The 18,223-nt window shown below is 37.6% G+C and carries 14 protein-coding genes; 11 read left to right on the forward strand and 3 right to left on the reverse strand.

Annotation, left to right across the window (positions count from 1 at the left end; all coding sequences use genetic code 11):
• Positions 1–31 precede the first annotated feature (31 nt).
• The 8 genes from ACFOOI_RS18560 (at position 32) to ACFOOI_RS18595 (ending at position 12,204) form a co-directional block, all read left to right on the forward strand.
• Complete coding sequence (locus ACFOOI_RS18560; protein ID WP_379839560.1) at positions 32–742, forward strand: (Fe-S)-binding protein; 711 nt, start codon at positions 32–34, stop codon at positions 740–742.
• On the forward strand, positions 739–2,124 hold the full coding sequence (locus ACFOOI_RS18565) for a lactate utilization protein B (RefSeq protein ID WP_379839561.1): 1,386 nt from the start codon (positions 739–741) through the stop codon (positions 2,122–2,124). The genes ACFOOI_RS18560 and ACFOOI_RS18565 overlap by 4 nt, the downstream gene beginning before the upstream one ends.
• Positions 2,121–2,693, forward strand: coding sequence for a LutC/YkgG family protein (locus ACFOOI_RS18570; RefSeq protein WP_379839562.1), 573 nt, complete (start codon positions 2,121–2,123; stop codon positions 2,691–2,693). The genes ACFOOI_RS18565 and ACFOOI_RS18570 overlap by 4 nt, the downstream gene beginning before the upstream one ends.
• A gap of 285 nt (positions 2,694–2,978) precedes the next feature.
• Entirely contained in the window at positions 2,979–6,023 is a 3,045-nt protein-coding gene (locus tag ACFOOI_RS18575) for a SusC/RagA family TonB-linked outer membrane protein (protein WP_379840231.1), read from the forward strand.
• Between the two features lie 30 nt (positions 6,024–6,053).
• Entirely contained in the window at positions 6,054–7,727 is a 1,674-nt protein-coding gene (locus ACFOOI_RS18580) for a RagB/SusD family nutrient uptake outer membrane protein (RefSeq protein WP_379839563.1), read from the forward strand.
• Between the two features lie 125 nt (positions 7,728–7,852).
• On the forward strand, positions 7,853–8,470 hold the full coding sequence (locus ACFOOI_RS18585) for a TIGR04282 family arsenosugar biosynthesis glycosyltransferase (protein ID WP_379839564.1): 618 nt from the start codon (positions 7,853–7,855) through the stop codon (positions 8,468–8,470).
• 116 nt (positions 8,471–8,586) lie between these two features.
• Entirely contained in the window at positions 8,587–11,424 is a 2,838-nt protein-coding gene (locus ACFOOI_RS18590) for a TonB-dependent receptor (protein WP_379839565.1), read from the forward strand.
• A 36-nt stretch (positions 11,425–11,460) separates the two neighbouring features.
• Complete coding sequence (locus tag ACFOOI_RS18595; protein WP_379839567.1) at positions 11,461–12,204, forward strand: GLPGLI family protein; 744 nt, start codon at positions 11,461–11,463, stop codon at positions 12,202–12,204.
• Here ACFOOI_RS18595 and ACFOOI_RS18600 read toward each other — a convergent pair.
• From ACFOOI_RS18600 to ACFOOI_RS18610, 3 genes are all read right to left on the reverse strand, one after another.
• On the reverse strand, positions 12,198–13,757 hold the full coding sequence (locus ACFOOI_RS18600; protein WP_379839568.1) for a hypothetical protein: 1,560 nt from the start codon (positions 13,755–13,757) through the stop codon (positions 12,198–12,200). The genes ACFOOI_RS18595 and ACFOOI_RS18600 overlap by 7 nt on opposite strands.
• Positions 13,754–14,500 (reverse strand): methyltransferase family protein, encoded by a 747-nt coding sequence (locus ACFOOI_RS18605; RefSeq protein ID WP_379839569.1) that lies wholly within the window; start codon positions 14,498–14,500, stop codon positions 13,754–13,756. The genes ACFOOI_RS18600 and ACFOOI_RS18605 overlap by 4 nt, the downstream gene beginning before the upstream one ends.
• Positions 14,501–14,677: 177 nt before the next feature.
• Positions 14,678–15,304 carry a DUF4230 domain-containing protein gene (locus ACFOOI_RS18610; RefSeq protein ID WP_379839571.1) on the reverse strand — a complete coding sequence of 209 codons (627 nt, stop codon included), beginning with the start codon at positions 15,302–15,304 and terminating at the stop codon, positions 14,678–14,680.
• A gap of 74 nt (positions 15,305–15,378) precedes the next feature.
• On the opposite strand from ACFOOI_RS18610, the gene miaA reads away from it, so the two are divergent.
• From miaA to ACFOOI_RS18625, 3 genes are all read left to right on the forward strand, one after another.
• Positions 15,379–16,323 (forward strand): tRNA (adenosine(37)-N6)-dimethylallyltransferase MiaA, encoded by a 945-nt coding sequence (gene miaA / locus ACFOOI_RS18615; protein ID WP_379839572.1) that lies wholly within the window; start codon positions 15,379–15,381, stop codon positions 16,321–16,323.
• Between the two features lie 100 nt (positions 16,324–16,423).
• Positions 16,424–17,116 (forward strand): (d)CMP kinase, encoded by a 693-nt coding sequence (cmk, locus tag ACFOOI_RS18620; RefSeq protein WP_379839573.1) that lies wholly within the window; start codon positions 16,424–16,426, stop codon positions 17,114–17,116.
• Positions 17,113–18,171, forward strand: a complete 1,059-nt coding sequence (locus tag ACFOOI_RS18625) for an NAD(P)/FAD-dependent oxidoreductase (RefSeq protein ID WP_379839575.1) — start codon at positions 17,113–17,115, stop codon at positions 18,169–18,171. The genes cmk and ACFOOI_RS18625 overlap by 4 nt, the downstream gene beginning before the upstream one ends.
• Positions 18,172–18,223 lie beyond the last annotated feature (52 nt).

Below are 18,223 nucleotides of genomic sequence, written 5' to 3' on the forward strand. Positions count from 1 at the left end.
TTAACTCTTAATCATTGGAAGAGCATTAAAAATGAAAGTAGCTTTATTTGTACCATGTTATATGGATCAGTTTTATCCCAAAACTGCGATTGCTACCTTAGAATTACTCGAAAAATTAGGGTGTGAGGTTTTTTATCCCGAAAACCAAACTTGCTGCGGACAACCGATGGCAAATTCGGGTTATGAGCACCTTAGTGGCTCTTGTACCGCTTTGTTTCAAGACAATTTCAATGATTATGACTACGTTGTTTCGCCTTCGGGAAGCTGCACGTTACATGTAAAAGAACACATTGAGCTAAAAGGCAAAGTGTATGAGTTAATAGAATTTATCACGGATGTATTAAAAATCCAATCTTTAGAAGGTAGTTTTCCTCACAAAGTTGGCTTACATCAGAGTTGCCACGGACAGCGAGGCTTATTTTTGTCTCAAATGTCAGAGCTAAATGCAGCCCCATTTTCAAAACCCGAGCTATTACTTCGTAACCTGAAAGGTATAGAACTTCAGTCTTTATCCCGAAAAGACGAGTGCTGTGGCTTTGGCGGCACATTTTGTGTTACCGAGGAGGCCGTTTCGGTCAGAATGGGAAAAGATAGAGTGGCGGACCACATGCACAGTGGAGTAGAAATAATAATAGGAGGTGATACCTCATGCTTAATGCACATGGAAGGAATAATTAAGCGTGATAACAATGCCATAAAAGTAATGCATATTGCGGAGGTCTTAAATCAAGCAATCTCATGAAAACACATAGCGAAGCTGCAGATATTTTTAACAAAGATTTTGACAGAACTACTTGGCACGACGAAACCCTTTATTTTGTCCGCCAAAAAAGAGATAAAGCCGCTTTTCAAATAAATGATTGGGAATTACTTAGAGAAACTGCCTCTCAAATCAAAAACAATGTACTGTCTAACATGCACGACTATTTGGTGCAGTTTGAGGCAAATGCCTTGGCAAATGGCGTTAAAGTTCATTGGGCTGCAGACGCTAAAAAGCATAATGAAATAGTTTACGACATTATCAAAGATTATTTTGGTGGAAATATCCCCAAAGATACCTTCAAAGGCATGGTAAAGTCTAAATCAATGCTGACCGAAGAGTGCCATATGAATGATTTTTTGAAAGAAAAAGGCATTGAAGTTATAGATACGGACTTGGGTGAAAGAATCGTACAACTGGCCGAAGAGCCGCCGTCGCACATCGTGATGCCATGTATCCACTGGAAAAAAGAAGAAATAGGGGAGCTGTTTCACAAACACCTCGGTACTGAAAAAGGGAATAAAGACCCGCAGTATTTGACAGAAGCGGCGAGGCAGCATCTCAGAGATAAGTTTTTGAGTAGAGAAGTTGCCCTAACGGGAGTCAATTTTGCGGTAGCAGAAACAGGAGAGTTCGTTGTTTGTACAAACGAAGGCAATGCAGACATGGGAGCTCACTTGGCCAATGTACACATAGCCAGTATGGGTTTTGAAAAAATCATTCCTCAGAAAAAACACCTTGGCGTATTTTTAAGGTTATTGGCCAGAAGTGCTACTGGGCAGCCTATAACCACATATTCGAGTCATTTTAAGAAACCACGCGAAGGTCAGTTGATGCACATTGTTATCGTGGATAACGGCCGATCAACACAGTTGGGTCGCGAAGACTTCCGAAATTCGCTGAAATGTATTCGCTGTGCGGCATGTTTTAATACCTGTCCTGTATATAGACGTAGTGGCGGGCATTCGTATCACAGTGCAGTTGCAGGGCCAATTGGTTCTATTTTAGCTCCAAATTTAGATATGAAAGCAAATGCCGACTTGCCATTTGCAAGTACACTTTGTGGCTCATGCTCCAATGTGTGCCCAGTCAAAATAGACATACACCAGCAGCTATATAAATGGAGACAGGTTTTGGTAAAAGAAGGTTATACGCCAAAGTCTAAAACCATCGCCATGAAAGGTATGGAAGTGGTACTTTCTAAGCCCGGTGTTTTTAAGTTTTCGGGAAAAGTAGGCCGAATGTTGATGCGTAAAGTGCCTGGCATGGTAAATAACAAGTTAAACCCGTGGTACACACAAAGAGAAATGCCAAATCCACCCGATGAGAGTTTTGGAGAATGGTATAAAAAAAATAGAAAATGAGCAGAGAATCTATACTTTCTAAAATAAAGAAAAACCAACCTGAGTTATTGCCATTGCCTGACCTATCGGTTTTGGGTAGAGAGCAGTATGACTTGGTGGCAAAGTTTACTGAAATATTAGAAGGAATAGGAGGTAAGGTTCAGCTTGTGTCTCATATTGATGAAATCAAATCTTATATTATAAATACATTTCCACTTAATACACGGGTTATCTCTACCTTGCCCGAGTTTTCTACCAATTCGGATTGGCTACAAGCAGACCCACACACGCTGCAAGACGCCGATTTTTTGATACTAAAAGGTCAGTTTGCTGTGGCTGAAAATGGTGCCATTTGGTTGACTGATACCGAAATGGGACAGCGGGTTGCTCCTTTTATTACCCAATACTTGGCAATCATAATTGAAAAAAACAGCATAGTACCTACCATGCATCAGGCCTACCAAAACATTGGTACTTCTGACTATGGCTTTGGAGCATTTATAGCGGGACCTTCTAAAACCGCCGATATTGAGCAGTCGCTCGTGCTAGGAGCACACGGGGCTCGCGGACTTCACGTGTTCATAGTTTAATTATTTTTTCTACTTGGCAAGCAGGTTAGAGCAGGAGACTTCTGTATGTTTTAAAATATAACTTTATAAATATTATTTTGGATAAACTTAACTGGAGGTACTTTTGAAAATTCCTTGATTTCAAATTTCATATTAGGCAGTAAAATACTATTTTTTGCGGAAAATGAATATTTTATATAGGAATCATACAACTACATTTGCAGTAAAGTAATTTAAAATATTATTTATCTAAGTTAAACCTTTTCAATCAAATCAATTCTATCTATGAAAAAAAGTCTATTTGTTATGTTGGGTATCCTTATGGCCCTTCAAACACAATTTGCTTTCGCCCAAGGCCTCACGGTTTCGGGAAAAGTAAATGATGCGGAAGGCAATGCCCTTCCTGGTGTGAGTGTTACTGTCAAAAAATCTAGCAAAGGGTCAATCACCGATGCAGATGGTAAGTTCTCTATTACTAATGTTGCCGCAAATTCTACTTTGGTTTTTAGCTATATCGGCTTTGTATCTCAAGAAGTAGAAGTGGGAAACAAGTCAGTTGTTAATGTAACTATGCAAGAAGATGCCGCTTCACTTTCAGAAGTTGTAGTAGTGGGTTATGGTACTCAAAAGAAGTCTCAAACTACCGGTGCAATCACGCAAGTAAGTGCAAAGCAAATCAATGAAATGCCTATCACAAACTTAGGTCAGGCTCTTCAAGGTCGTGCTGCTGGTGTTGACGTTTCTCAATCAGGATCAAAGCCGGGTTCTACTCCGAAAATTTTGATTCGTGGTAGACGTTCATTCAGAGCAAGTAATGATCCATTATATGTAGTGGATGGTATTCCATTGGCGGGTGGTTATGAAGATTTTAACCCAAATGACGTACAGTCTATGGAGGTTCTAAAAGATGCTACAGCTACCGCTATTTATGGTGCAAGAGGTGCAAACGGTGTAATTTTAATAACTACTAAAAGAGGTGCTCCTAAAGGCAAAACTACAGTTTCATACGATACGTACTTTGGCCAATCACAAGCTCTTAATACAGTTAATCTTTTTTCAGGAGAGGAGTTTGCTGAATATGTAAGAGAAGCATATAGATCAACTGGAATATACAAAGATGCTGCTGGAAATATCGTTCCTTCTGGTAAGTCTGATCCTGTAGCTGACAATAAAATAGCCGTATTAGGCGGTGACCCTAATGTGGCCGCTGGTATAGCTGCTGGAAGAAATACAAATTACCAAGATTTAATTCTAAAAAATGGTTTTATTCAAAATCAATCGCTTGGTATTCAGGGTGGAAATGATAAAACACAGTTTTATGTTTCTGGAGGTTTTTTCCAAGATAAAGGTATTACCGAAGGTCTAGACTATACCAGATATTCATTAAGATCTAATATTGACCATAATGTAAATAAATTTCTTAAGGTTGGTTTGTCTTCATACATGATGTTTGCGGATAGAAACGGAGAAAACTTAAATCCTTATAGTTTTACTCTTAATCAAAACCCTCTTGGTTCTCCTTATACTGCGGATGGTCAAATTAATTTCTCACCTACAAATGACGCACTATTAACTAACCCATTAGCCGAGATAGTACCTGGAGCTCAAGTTAACAATCGTAAATCTTACAGAATTTTTAATTCAATATTTGCTGAAGTAAAAGTAATGGAAGGTTTAAAATACAGAGTTAATTTTGGTCCTGACTTTAGTATTGATAGACAAGGAAGATTCATTGGTGCTCAAACCAATGCTCGTAAAGGTGGTGATCCACAAGCTAGTAATACCAATGGATTTGGATTTAACTGGACACTTGAAAATATATTGTCTTACAATAAGTCTTTCGGAAAGCATAATTTAAGTGTTACTGCTGTTCATTCAATACAAAAAGATAGAGCAGAGTCATATGGTATCAATGTGCAAGGGATTCCAGCTGAATCACAAGAGTTTTACAATTTCGGAAATGCAAGTTCAGTAACAGGTGTTTCAAGTAGCTTAACTGAGTGGACTATCAATTCATACTTAGGTCGTGTAAACTATGACTTTAATGATAAGTATTTGGTTACGTTAACACTTCGTCGTGATGGTTCATCAAGATTTGGTCAAAATACCAAATACGGTAATTTCCCTGGATTGGCTGTTGGTTGGAACGTTTCTAACGAGCCATTTATGAAAGACATCACGTGGTTAGATTTGTTAAAAGTAAGAGCAGGTTGGGGTACAGTAGGTAACCAAGCGGTTTCTCCTTATCAAACACAAGGACTTCTTAGTAGAACGGTTTATGCTTGGGATAACACGGCGGCTTTTGGTTATAGACCAAACACTATCGGAAACCCTGACCTTAAATGGGAAAGTTCTACTACTGCTAACATTGGTTTTGACTTTAGTATGTGGAGAGGTAGACTACAAGGTTCATTAGAACTTTACCAATCTAATACTACAGATTTACTTCTTGCGGATCAATTACCAGGGTCAATCGGTTTTGACCAAGTAACACGTAACGTAGGTGAAACCAGAAACAGAGGTATAGAATTAGGTATTACAACGGTTAATATGAACACAGCCTCGGGTTTCAGATGGTCAACAGATCTTCAGTTTACTAAAAACAACGAAGCTATTGTGTCCCTTTACAATGGTGCAGTGGATGATATCGGTAACAGATGGTTTATTGGTCAACCTTTAAATTCATACTATGACTACAAAAAAGCAGGTATTTGGCAATTAGGAGAAGAGGAAGCTGCTAAATCTTACGGAAGCTCAGTTGGTCAAATCAAAGTACAAGACACTAACGGTGATGGTAAAATTACTGCAGATGATAGAGTTCTTGTAGGTTCAGATGTACCTAAGTTTTCTATGGGATTAACCAACAGATTATCATATAAAAATATAGATTTATCGTTCTTCTTATTTGGTCGTTTTGGAAACACAATCGTTTCTGGTTTCCACCAAAGCAATAACTCCCTAGCAGGAAGATATCAGCAGATTAAAGTGGACTACTGGACACCAAGTAACCCTACTAATGAGTTTCCTCAGCCAAAAAGCACGCAAGAGTTTCCTGTAAATAACACTACTCTAATATACTTTGATGGCTCTTTTGTGAAATTGAGAAACATAAATTTAGGATATAGCTTTAGTAATGCTATTGCTTCAAAGCTTAAAATGGAATCTCTTAGAGTATTTACTAGTATTCAGCAACCAAAGATTTGGGCTAAGTACATATCTAAATACAATGGCGTTGACCCAGAGGTTAGTATCACAAACGATTCAGGTGGTTCATCACTTGGAAATAACATCGGTGGAGGTGTAACACCTGCTACCAAAGTGATAACAATAGGCTTAAATGCTAAATTCTAAATTTATTATTTCTAAAAACTTGTGAAAAATATGAAACTCAAAAATATATTAAAACCAGCAAAAGTATTAGGCTTAGCCGCACTTATGCTTAGTGGGCAATCTTGCCAAGACATACTTACCGAAACCGTCGTTTCTGGAATTGGAAATGATTATATCAATACCCCAAAAGGATTTGAAGATGCCGTTAATGCAGCTTACTCATCACTAAGGTATTTTTATGGAACTCAACAAGGCCTTACCCTGACCGAATATGGTACCGATATCTATGCCACAGGTGCAGATGGTGGTTATAAAGGCTTTCACTTTTATGATACTCAGTTAAACCCAACTGTAAATTATTTACAAATGGTATGGGACGAACTTTATAGAGGTATAAACACTTGTAATGCAATTATTGATAGAGCACCAGCTTCAAAGGTTGATGAAGCCACCAAAAAGTTGAGAGTTGCTGAAGCAAAATTCTTAAGAGCACATTATTACTTCATATTGTTTCAGCAATACGGAGGAGTAGACTTAAGACTTAGCGAGACATTGGCTCCTACAAAAGCTACCTCAAGAGCTACTGATGCTCAAATGTACGCTGCTATTATTAAAGATTACACAGAAGCGATAGCGGACTTGCCAAATTCTCAAGGTCAATATGGAAGAGCCACAAAGCCTGCTGCAGAAATGGCACTTGCCAAAGTATATTTAGCAAAAGCTTATTCTACTCAAAAGGCGAGTGACGATTTCAGTAAAGCCGCAACTTTATGTACAAATGTTACAAATAATTACGGGTTCAGTTTACTTCCAGACTTCGCAAGTGTATTTGACGAAAACAACCAAAGAAACTCTGAAATTGTATTTGCAGTTCAGTATACCTCTGATCCTTTGACTAACATCACGAACAATACCGGTGCTGTAAACGGGGGAAACAACCTACACTTATTCTTTGGAATGCAGTATGACGTACAAGCAGGTATGGAGCGTGATGTATTAAATGGTCGTCCATTTAAAAGACTGAGACCTACTGAATATTGTATAGAAAAAGTATTTGGTGAAAGAGTAAATGACTCACGTTATAAGAAAACGTTTAAAGATACGTGGTTAGCAAATAAACCAGGTACGTACAATACTGCGTTTGATGATTCAAAAGCCAAAGTAACTTTTGCAGCTGGCGATACGTGTATTTTCATACCGGGTTATGAAATGTCGAAAGAAGAAAGAGCAAAACGCAAGTATCAAGTTTTGGTTCCAAGTAAATATTCGGAAGCTTTATTCCCAACAAACCGTAAGTTTTTTGATACAAAACGTCCAGACAAAACATATGAGTCTGGAAGCCGCGATTATTTTGTATTCCGTTTGGCTGATACATATTTAATGTTAGCTGAAGCTCAACTAGGAGCAGGAAACGTGCAAGCCGCTACTGATGCTATAAATATGGTTCGTCGTAGAGCTGCATGGCCAGGTAAATCACAAGCAATGGAAATTACGCCAGCTCAAATGAATATGGAGATGGTAATTGAGGAAAGAGGACGTGAGCTTGCGGGTGAGCAAACGAGATGGATGGACCTTAAGCGTTGGGGTAATTTAGTAGAAAGAGTTGCTAAGTATAACCCACAAGCAACTCCAAATGTAAAAGCAATTCACTTGTTAAGACCAATACCTCAAACTCAAATCGATAGATCTGATGCGGGAGTTTTTGCTCAAAACCCAGGATATTAAGATTTTAATCAATCATACCGATTAGAATTGGAGTAAAATTAAAAGCACCGCAATTTTTGCGGTGTTTTTTTGTTTTTTAGAGCCTTATTGCAGTATTTTCCGTATATCAAAAGAAACAATACATTTTGGACGCACTCATTATATTTATTAAAAATCCCGAACTCGGAAAAGTAAAAACTAGATTGGCCGCTACCATTGGCGACCAAAACGCTCTCAAAGTGTATCACTTCTTGTCCAATCACGCCAAAGAGGTTGCTATAGAACTGAATGCCGATAGGTTTCTTTTTTATTCTTCATTTATTGATAATTCAGATATTTGGGATAAAGATTACTTCATCAAAAAACTCCAAGATCCTTCGCCTGACTTAGGTCAAAAAATGTTTGCCGCTTTTTCACAATTAAAAGACCAAGGCTACCAAAAGGTCATGATAATGGGTAGCGATTGCTATGACATTAATGTTGATATTTTAATAGAGGGATTTGCTCAATTAGACAGTCACGAGGTGGTCTTAGGGCCTGCTTTTGATGGCGGATATTATGCGATAGGTTTTAACTTTAATCTTTTGGCTGAAAAAGATCTTTTAACTGATGTATTTTTAAATAAAACCTGGAGTCACGACCAAGTGGCAAACGAAGCAAAATCAACGATTGCCAAACATGGTTTTTCGCTTCACCAACTTCCCACTTTATCAGATGTGGATGTAGAGGCTGATATTGAAAATTTTAGAAAAAAAATATTTTAGTCTATACAATAATTGCATTAAACTAAAGTTTTAGTTAAAATATCCTAAATTTTCAATTCGGGTAAAGGTAATCTCGATTTTTATTTAGATTATTGTGCCATAAACTATTACGATACATGAAAAAAATCTACACACTAATGCTATTAGTGAGTGCTAGCTTTGCGGCTATGGCACAAAGTGCATACACTATCAAAGGAAACCTTGTTGATTCCACCGGCGGTTTGCCTTTTACATCCGTTTTTTTACTTACGCCCGGAGACTCGTCTTTAGTTACTTTTACTCGGTCTGACGACAAAGGTGCTTTCGTGTTTAAAAACCTCAAAAAGCAGGACTACTTAGTAAAAGCAACCTATGTAGGCTATTTGCCTTATCAGGAATTGCTAAAGTATGACCCTGCTAAACTTACTGTCGACTTGGGGGGCATTTCTTTAAAGCCCATTCAAAAAGAACTGTTTGAGGTGGTAGTGCGAACTGCAAAGGCTCCCATCAACATAAAAGGAGACACCATAGAATATGACGCTCGTAAATTTAAAGTGCCACCAGGCTCTTCGGTCGAAGATTTGCTGCGGAAGTTACCTGGCTTCCAATTAGACGCCGAAGGAAACATAAAAGCACAAGGTGAATCTGTGAAAAAGATTTTGGTTGACGGAAAACGTTTTTTTGGTGATGATCCCAAAGTAGCTACTAAAAACCTACCAGCAGAAGCAATTAACAAAGTGCAGGTTTTCAACGATTCATCAGAACAATCGAAGTTGACCGGAATTGACGATGGAAAGCACGAAAAAACCGTAAACCTCGAATTAAAGGAAGAGTTTAAGAAGGGTGGCTTCGGGAAAGGTACTATTGGCGGCGGCTCTGACGAAAGGGTAATGGCTAAAGTCAACTACAATAAGTTCGATTCTAAAAATCAGTTTGCAGTGGTAGGTTTTGGGAATAATATCAATCAATCGGGTTTGTCAAATAACGACTACCAAGACTTTAAAGGAAGTCAGTCGTATAACTGGAATGACAACGCTGACTTCGGATTTTCTTTAGGTGGAGGCGTCAGAATCATATACTCAGACGGAGACTCTGAAGACGAAGGCTTGGAAATACCGCAGACTTGGGGTCCTGGGCAGGGTTTTTCTAAAAACTATGCGGGAGGTATCAACTATAACTATGATACAAAAAAAACCAAAGTAAGCACCAACTATTTCTTTAATCAAACTACGCAGACTTTAGACCAACTCACGCGTTCGCAATATTTTTTACCGAGTTCTAGTTATCTGCTTTCAGATTCGAGTTTCAATAGAAATTATGCTCAAAACCATAGAATTAGCCTTCGCGTAGAAAAACAATTAGATTCTTTAAATACGGTTATCTTTAACGTGAATTCTAAAATTGGAAACAAAAGCCAAACTGCAACCAATGACAAACAATTTGACAATGTGCAAGGTGAAAACTTCAGAGACCAAAATTTGAATAACAATTACAATGGCCAAAACTTCATATTTTCGGGAGCTTTGATTTATAGACATAAGTTTATGAAAAAAGGCCGAAACTTTGCGTGGTCAGGTACTTTTAATAAAAATAACAACGATCAAAATGCCTTACAGAAATCTTCTTTGGACCAATTTTCGGTTGTGGGAGATAACTTCCCATTGGGCATAGGCTCTTTCAATATCAACCAAAATGTATTGGCTTTAAATGAATCTCAAGAATTAAAAACTAGTGTACTTTTTATTGAACCTTTGAGTAAAAAGTTTTCACTTGAGACATTTTATAATTTCAGCAATCTAGCTCAAAACGTAAATCGTGATGTATTTGATCAGTTTTCAGACAACAAACCAAGGGTTGACTCGCTAAGTAGGTATTATGAAAATGACATTCAGTTTCAAAGACTCGGAGCCTCTATTAGGTATTCATTTAAAGGTTTTAATGTTGCCGTAGGTGCTGCCGCACAGCAATATGGCATAAACGGTAAGTTTTTCAACCAAAAGGGCGGAGCACTGCAAACGGAATTAAATAAGCCATACTTTAATGTGTTGCCCAATTTGAGTATCAACTATGACCTTAAAAACAACAGGTTTATTTTTGGAAATTATAGTGTAGGTGTTTCAGCTCCAAAACTGAGAGATTTGCAACCGTTTACAGACAACAGCAATCCGCTTTATGTCCGTTTAGGAAATCCAAACCTTACGCCAACTACTTCGCATAGTTCTATGATAGGTTTTGGCTTATTTAATTCGGTTTCGTTTATAAATATTTGGACTAACCTGAGTTTTAATTATTATCAAAACCAAGTGGTTTATAACCAAAAAGTAGGCAGCGACCTCGTGACTACCCTTACGCCAGAAAATATTTCGGGAGGAAAAAACTTCGGCCATTACTTTAGTTTTGGATTTCCTATCAAAAAAACAAAGCTCTCGGCTTCGGTAAATACCAATGTTAATTTTGGTAGAAATTTGGTTTACATCAACAACACCCTAAATCAAAACGACAACCAAATGTATAACCTAAACCTGAGGTTTGACCTCACGCCGGTAGAATGGTTCTCTATGTTTACTACTTTTGGCAAAGGGCTCAATTATGCCAATTATTCTATAAACTCAACTCAAAATCAGCAATATCAAAATAATTTTATACAGTCAAATACCGTCATTCAATTTCCTAAGTTGATTTTCTTAACCGCAGATTTAAATTATAGCAATTACAAAAACGAAAAGCTCAACTTTAATCAGCATTTGCCTATATTAAACATGAGTACGTATAAAATTTTGGGTAAAAACAAGAAGTCTGAAGTGAGAATTAGTTTATACGATGTATTTAAAAGAAACATTGGTGTTAGGCAAAGTGCTTACCAAAACGTAATATCGTCTTCGGTTACACAGACGCTTTCACGTTATGTAATGTTTACGTATACCTATAATATGCGTGGTGTTTCGGCCAATGTCAAAAAGTCGCGTTGGGAATAAATCGTAACACAGTTTTTTAATTCAAAAAAAAGTAAAATGAAGAAGATATTAATCGTATTGTTTTTGGGAGTAAGTGCTTTTGCAAGTGCTCAGAATATAAATGGAAAGATTGTTTTTGAGAGAAAATCTGATTGGATAAAAATTCAGAGTAAAGCCACTTATTTATCAAAAGAAGAAAAAGACCGAATGGCTCAAACTTGGAAAAACGATTCCGAGTTTAAACAAAAAATGCTTTTGGTTTTTGATCAAAACCAAAGCCATTATACCTATGAAAACCAACAAGGAGAGTCTGAAGACGGAACCTATACATGGCGAAACGATGAATACCAACTCACGCGAGATTTGGCAAAAGGTAAAGTCTTAGAAATTCATGAGATGTTAGGCAAAACGTATATTTTAGATGACAGTTTGTATGCCCCAAAATGGAAGATTCACAATGAGATAAAGGAGGTAGCGGGTTATATCTGTATGAAAGCCTCTACAAGAGACACTGTGCGTTCTCAAGATATCGTGGCTTGGTTTGCTACCGACATTCCGGTTTCTATAGGTCCAGAGCGAATAGCAGGCTTGCCGGGTATGATCTTAGAACTGAATATTGATAATGACGCTGTGGTAATAGTCGCAACTTCAATTAAACTAAACGAGGCTGCAGAGATACCAAAGCTACCTAAGAAAATGAGAGGCAAGCGAATAAGCCAAGCCGAGTATGATAAAATAGTATATGAATATATTAAGCAGCAAGAGAGCATGCACCGTTTTCCGTGGGGAATCCGTTATTGAGTTGGCTTTTTAGCAAACCACTTGTAAAAATAAGAGTGCTCTATGTCTGCCATGTAGTTCCAAATCACCTCGTTTTTAGGGTTTAATACCGTTCCGAAGTCTTTTATACAGATGTTTTCATCTTTAATGTCCTCAAGTGCATCACCCATTTTTTGTAAAGTTGGTGTGCTTGAGGCTTGTAAAACATCATCGAAGTTAGTGTTGTGGCTGATGTTTTCTATACCAGTCATTGCCATCGATCTACCAGTTTCTATCACATTGTGCCCAATAGCAGAAACTGCCAAATAAGCCAAAACGGCAATTCTTAAAACGCCAGTTTTTACTTCTCTCAAATACTTACCAACCAAAAGCATTAATAAAAATAACGCGGGTATAGAAACCCTTCCAGGAAAGTCAATTCCATAGCCTTGTTGGAAAAACGGCAAGGGAATCAAAACCCCAACTATTAGCCAAAACAGGGGTTCTTTTTTGTATTTAGGTAAAATAAACACCGCAATAAGTCCCCACGAAAGCAAGATAAACACAATCCAAATTTTGAGGTTAGCGTTAGGTAAAAGTTGAAAAAACTTGCCGGCCTGATTGGTGCTTAAATAAAGTAGATTTAAAATAGAAACAGAACCTGCTCCTATTAAATTTTGAAAGCTAAAGTGCAATTTGAGGTTTTTCTGCCAATCTGCGGCTGATGCAAGGCTTCCTTCAAAGTCTTTAACTGAAATATAAAGCAAAAATGGGATTAGCCCCACAAAGGCAAATGGACTTAAAAAGAAACAAAAGCTACTCAAAAACCACATGTTTTTGATAGAACCTTGGTTAAAAATTAGCAGTATGATAATCCAAGCAGGAAGCGACTGATTGAATGTCCAATAGATGAGCCCAAGATTACTGTCGGCATAGAGACGCATGCCTGCCCACAGGTAGTTTTGCTCATTTATTACCTCGTAAAATGAATATTTGTAAAGAGCACCAATAAAAAACAGAGTGCCCCAACCAAAAAACAGAAGTAAGATTTTGAATGAAAAAGTCTTTAGAAACTTGCCAATCTGGTATGTAACCAATACGGTTCCTATGACTGTCCAAAGGAAAAGTGAAAACTTAGCAAAGCCGAAACCAAATATTTTGCCTAAAGCTGCTGCGGGCAGATAATAACCCAGATAATAGGTCATCATGGTGGTTTTGCCATCTAATATGTGGCCTTCAAAACCTTCAACTTTGTATATGACCGGCCAAGGAGTTTTTACCAAATCTCTAAAAATGGCATTTCTGTATAGGTGATCGGTGTTTTGGAAGGTATATGAACCTATGCCAGAGAAGAATATCCAAATTATGATGATACCTAGCATCCAATAGATACTCTTTTTTTGATTTAGAAAAAGAGCATCTACTGAAGTGTCAGAATGGATATTTTTAAAAACTAAAAAAAGAGAAACTAAAACTACCCCCGAAAACCCGATAGCAGAGGGGATATTGAGCCAGCAGGTAGTAAAAACCAAATAGGGAATGGCTACGAAAAGGATTGATAATCGAGTAAGTAAACCATCTATTTTTGGTGTCATCTGCCTTCTTCTTCTAATATAGTAGTGTATTTTTTTATAAACTTAAGTATCAAGTAAACCACGGTGCTGATAGCAAAACCCCAGAACCAGAAGTTTAATTTTAATTCAACTCTTTCGGTTACAATGTATTGCCTTACCAAGTCAAATATATAAAATAAGCCAAATAGAGCCGCAACCCCGTTTTTCTCTTTCTTAAGTACTTTTTTAATCGAAAATGGATATTTTGGTGTAACAGGTGCTTTGAATTTTGGAATAAAAGCAGGTTTGTCAGAAGCCCATTTTAGATATGGCTCGCCAAATTTCCTCCTTAAAAACGCCTCTTCTGCAAACATGATACGCTCATAGTAAACCCAATACATAAACGTAAAAGCTACTAAATACCACATGTCGGCTGTTAACATGGCAACTCCTAGCCACATCAAAAAATTTCCAAGATAAAGCGGATGTCTCACTAATGAATATATGCCTGTTTGGTTTAGCTCATCGGCTACCTGACCTTCGCTTGTGTTTCGGCCCGAAGTGTTTTTGGGTGTATGAGCTACGGTGTATATTCTTACAAAAAGTCCCAAAAGGCCAACTCCAAGGCAAATGTGCCAGTAATATTGTCCCAAATATGGGTAATCTAAATTTTCTAATTTAAACGCAAAAACAAGTAAACCACTTGCTAAAAATACGATTGGTATATAACTTCTGTACTTAAAAAGTACGTTTCCTTGCTCTTCTAATTCTTCTATAAGTGCCATTCATTAATATTTATTCTGCAAAGGTAATATATTTTTTATCTCAATCAGCCCATTCAAAGTTTTTGGTACTTTTTAAGTGAAATTCTAATATGACTTTTATTGTAAAAAAAACAAATATGTGGTCAAAGACAGTGATAATAGGTGGAGTATTTAAGCTTTAAAAACCAATCAAATATTTTATTCTGAGGTTTTGTTTTCAAGTAGTATTTGAGGTTTAATAGGAAATGCCTTTACGTCTATTTCCCAGTTCATGGAAGCCGCTAGCTGCTTCATCATCACTTGTACTTGGTTTTCGGCTATTTTAGGTAGGTCACTTTCATAGGCTTTTTCTTGCATGAGTTTTTTAGCTTCTGACAGTATAGAGGTGTAGTCGTCGTTGTTAAACTTATTGAGCAGGCCTTGGTTGATGTCGTAAAACTTATAATCTGTATCTATCGAGATTATCTCAGCAGGAGCAAATTCCTCAATTATGAGCATTCGTTCAGTTCCGTCTTTTCTAAATTTCATTTTTGAAAAATCAAAACCCACAGATACTTTGGCTTTGGCTACTACCAAGGCCTTGTTATTGGTTTTAAACACGCCAAACCACTCTTTTTTAGAGTTATGGTCATATATTTCGGTAAAATAACCTTCAGCCAATACCACTTTAAATACTTTCTCTATACGCTCCAAAAGTATGTTGGACTCTACGCGAAGACTCTCTTTGTTGTCTTTTAGTTTTTTGCCATATACCCAATGGAATATCTGCCAAGCGGCTATTCCACCCAAGCCAAGAGCCAATACAAAAAGCAAAAATTCAGTCATCTATTTTTTTATTATGTTTCCCAAATTAACAAACAAATAATATAAATAATAAATTTGCACCTAATCATTTTATTTTGAAAGGAAATAAAATCGCAAAAAGTAAAGGAGAGTTGATGTCGAAAAAATATTTGGTATTGGTGGTAGGGCCTACAGCAGTGGGCAAAACAGAGCTATGTGTGTCATTGGCCCAAAAGCTCCATTGCGATATTGTTTCGTGTGATTCCAGGCAGTTTTATAAAGAGATGGAAATAGGCACTGCCAAGCCGTCGCTATCAGAAATGGGTGGCGTTACACACCATTTTATTAATAGCCACAGCATAACTCAGACGTATTCGGCTGGAGATTATGAGCGAGACGTGGAAGCTTTGTTGGCTACTTATTTTGTGCAAAAAGACGTGGTTATTATGACTGGTGGCTCAGGCCTTTTTGTAAAAGCCATCACCGAAGGTCTTGACGATATGCCCGTTGTTCCGGCTGAGCTTCGAGCACAATTAATGCAAGACTTGGCCGATAATGGCGTGATTTTCATGCAAGAGAAGCTGAAGGAGTTAGATCCTGTGGCCTTTGAAAACATGGATATTTGGAACCACCAAAGAGTGGTGAGGGCCTTGGAGGTGTGTATGCATACGGGCAAACCGTTTTCTTCTTTTAAAAATAATCTTTCTAAGAAAAGAGATTATGAGATTATAAAAATAGGAATTCAAAGGCCGCGTGAGGAGCTTTATGAACGAATAAACTTAAGGGTTGACGGTATGATTGCCAAAGGACTTCTGGATGAAGTGAAGTCACTGCAAGCGTTTGAAAGCCATAATGCACTCCAAACCGTTGGTTATAAAGAGGTTTTTGGATTTTTCAAAAATGAATATGACTTTGCGGCTATGGTGGAGCTGCTCAAAAGAAACACCCGAAGGTACGCAAAGCGTCAGATTACTTGGTTTAATAATCAAGACAGTTTCACATGGTTTTCGCCCAAACAATTCGAAGAAATTTTGGCTTTTGTTAAGTCAAAAATCAGCTAAACCTTAGATCTCTTTTTAGAATCTGGTTTTTAAAACCAACATTATTTTGCACTCTTATCTTATAAGCCTTTACTTTGTGAATTCTAAAATAAACTAGCATATGTCAAAGATAATAATAGCAATAGATGGGTATTCTTCATGTGGTAAAAGCACCACAGCCAAACAGGTGGCGGCTCATTTAGGCTATGGATATATCGACACCGGTGCTATGTATAGAGCGGTTACTCTATATTTTATCCAAAACCACGTCTCGTGTACCAATCCAAACGAAGTCAGTAAAGCATTATCTGAAATATCGATTGAGTTTAGACTCGATGAAAATCAGAAAAACAATACCTACCTAAATGGCCTCAATGTAGAAGAAGAAATACGTAAGCTATATGTGGCAAATAGAGTAAGTGAGGTGAGTGCTGTAGCGGAGGTGAGGCATGCCATGGTAGATCAGCAACGCAAAATGGGTAAAAAAAGAGGTTTCGTGATGGATGGAAGAGACATAGGTACGGTGGTGTTTCCAGATGCTGAGCTTAAGGTTTTTATGACAGCCGACCCACTAGTGAGAGGGCAAAGACGCCAAATAGAACTTATGGAAAAGGGAGACTTGTTGGATTTAGAAGAGATTATGCAAAACCTTAAAAAGCGAGACCTGATAGACACCACAAGAACCGAAAGTCCACTAAAACAAGCGGAGGATGCTGAGGTGATAGACACTACCTACATGACCTTAGATGAGCAAATAGACCAAGTCTGTATTTTGGCGTCTTATGCGATAGCCGAAACTAATAGGAAACCATGAAAGTAGACTATTTGATTGTAGGCGGCGGACTTGCTGGCTCACTGTTAGCAAATGAACTTCTGGACCAAAACAAAAGTGTACAACTAATAAATGACCCCACACTAAAGTCAAGTTCGAGCGTGGCAGGTGGCATGGTAAATCCGGTTACGGGTAAATACCTAACTAAAACCTGGCTCGACGATAAGTTATTTCCCTATCTTTTTCCTTACTATAGAAAGCTACAATCCGAATTTGGTATTACGTGTATTCACGAGACGGGTATTTTCAGGCCTTTTTCGAATGAAGAAAACAAAGCTCATTTTTTAAACCAAATAGAAAAAAACGAACTGCAACACTATGTTTCTGTCATAGAAGATTCTGAAAAAGTAGCTCCTTTTTATGCAGCACCTTTGGGTGGGTTACTGATAAATTCATCGGGATGGGTAGACGTGCCTAAGCTTTTGGCGGGTATTGAAAATAAACTAAAGTCAAAAGAAGCTTATCTCTCAGAAAAGTTTGAGTTTGAAGATTTAGTTATAAGCGACGAAAAGATTAATTATAAAAATATAGAAGCAGACCGCATAATTTTCTGTGAAGGTTTTTATGTAAAAGACAATCCATACTTTAACTGGCTGCCTTTTAATCCTGTAAAGGGCGAAACTTTGCTGGCGACTTTACCAAACTATACGGTGCCTTATATCGTAAATCAAGGTAAATGGGTGATGCCCATTGCCGAAAATACCATCAGAATAGGGGCGACATATTCGTGGCATGAACTAGACTTTATTTCTACCGAAAGGGCTCGGGCGGATATATTGGCTCAGGTTTCTAAATTTTTAAAATCAGAAATAGAAATAAAAAGCCAAGCTGCTGGCGTTAGGCCATCTACCAAAGACCGCAGGCCTATAATGGGGCCTCATCCGAAGCATAAAAATGTATTGATTTTTAATGGATTGGGTACCAAAGGGGTGTCTTTAGCCCCATATTTGATCAAAACATTTTTAGAATTCTTATTTTTAGAAAAAGATATTCAATCTGAAACAACCATAGAGCGTTATTATGCGTTATATTCGTAGGGTAAATTTTCTTAGAGTTCTATAGGTAAAATAGCGACTTATATTTTTCTGA

The organism is Lacihabitans lacunae (assembly GCF_042649125.1).
Lineage (GTDB): Bacteria > Bacteroidota > Bacteroidia > Cytophagales > Spirosomataceae > Leadbetterella > Leadbetterella lacunae.

Coding starts and splice junctions, on each gene's coding strand:
- ACFOOI_RS18600 (WP_379839568.1), bottom strand. CDS start 13,757: ATGACACCAAAAATAGATGGTTTACTTACTCGATTATCAATCCTTTTC.
- ACFOOI_RS18560 (WP_379839560.1), top strand. CDS start 32: ATGAAAGTAGCTTTATTTGTACCATGTTATATGGATCAGTTTTATCCC.
- ACFOOI_RS18605 (WP_379839569.1), bottom strand. CDS start 14,500: ATGGCACTTATAGAAGAATTAGAAGAGCAAGGAAACGTACTTTTTAAG.
- ACFOOI_RS18595 (WP_379839567.1), top strand. CDS start 11,461: ATGAAGAAGATATTAATCGTATTGTTTTTGGGAGTAAGTGCTTTTGCA.
- ACFOOI_RS18590 (WP_379839565.1), top strand. CDS start 8,587: ATGAAAAAAATCTACACACTAATGCTATTAGTGAGTGCTAGCTTTGCG.
- ACFOOI_RS18610 (WP_379839571.1), bottom strand. CDS start 15,304: ATGACTGAATTTTTGCTTTTTGTATTGGCTCTTGGCTTGGGTGGAATA.
- ACFOOI_RS18565 (WP_379839561.1), top strand. CDS start 739: ATGAAAACACATAGCGAAGCTGCAGATATTTTTAACAAAGATTTTGAC.
- ACFOOI_RS18570 (WP_379839562.1), top strand. CDS start 2,121: ATGAGCAGAGAATCTATACTTTCTAAAATAAAGAAAAACCAACCTGAG.
- cmk (WP_379839573.1), top strand. CDS start 16,424: ATGTCAAAGATAATAATAGCAATAGATGGGTATTCTTCATGTGGTAAA.
- ACFOOI_RS18625 (WP_379839575.1), top strand. CDS start 17,113: ATGAAAGTAGACTATTTGATTGTAGGCGGCGGACTTGCTGGCTCACTG.
- ACFOOI_RS18575 (WP_379840231.1), top strand. CDS start 2,979: ATGTTGGGTATCCTTATGGCCCTTCAAACACAATTTGCTTTCGCCCAA.
- ACFOOI_RS18580 (WP_379839563.1), top strand. CDS start 6,054: ATGAAACTCAAAAATATATTAAAACCAGCAAAAGTATTAGGCTTAGCC.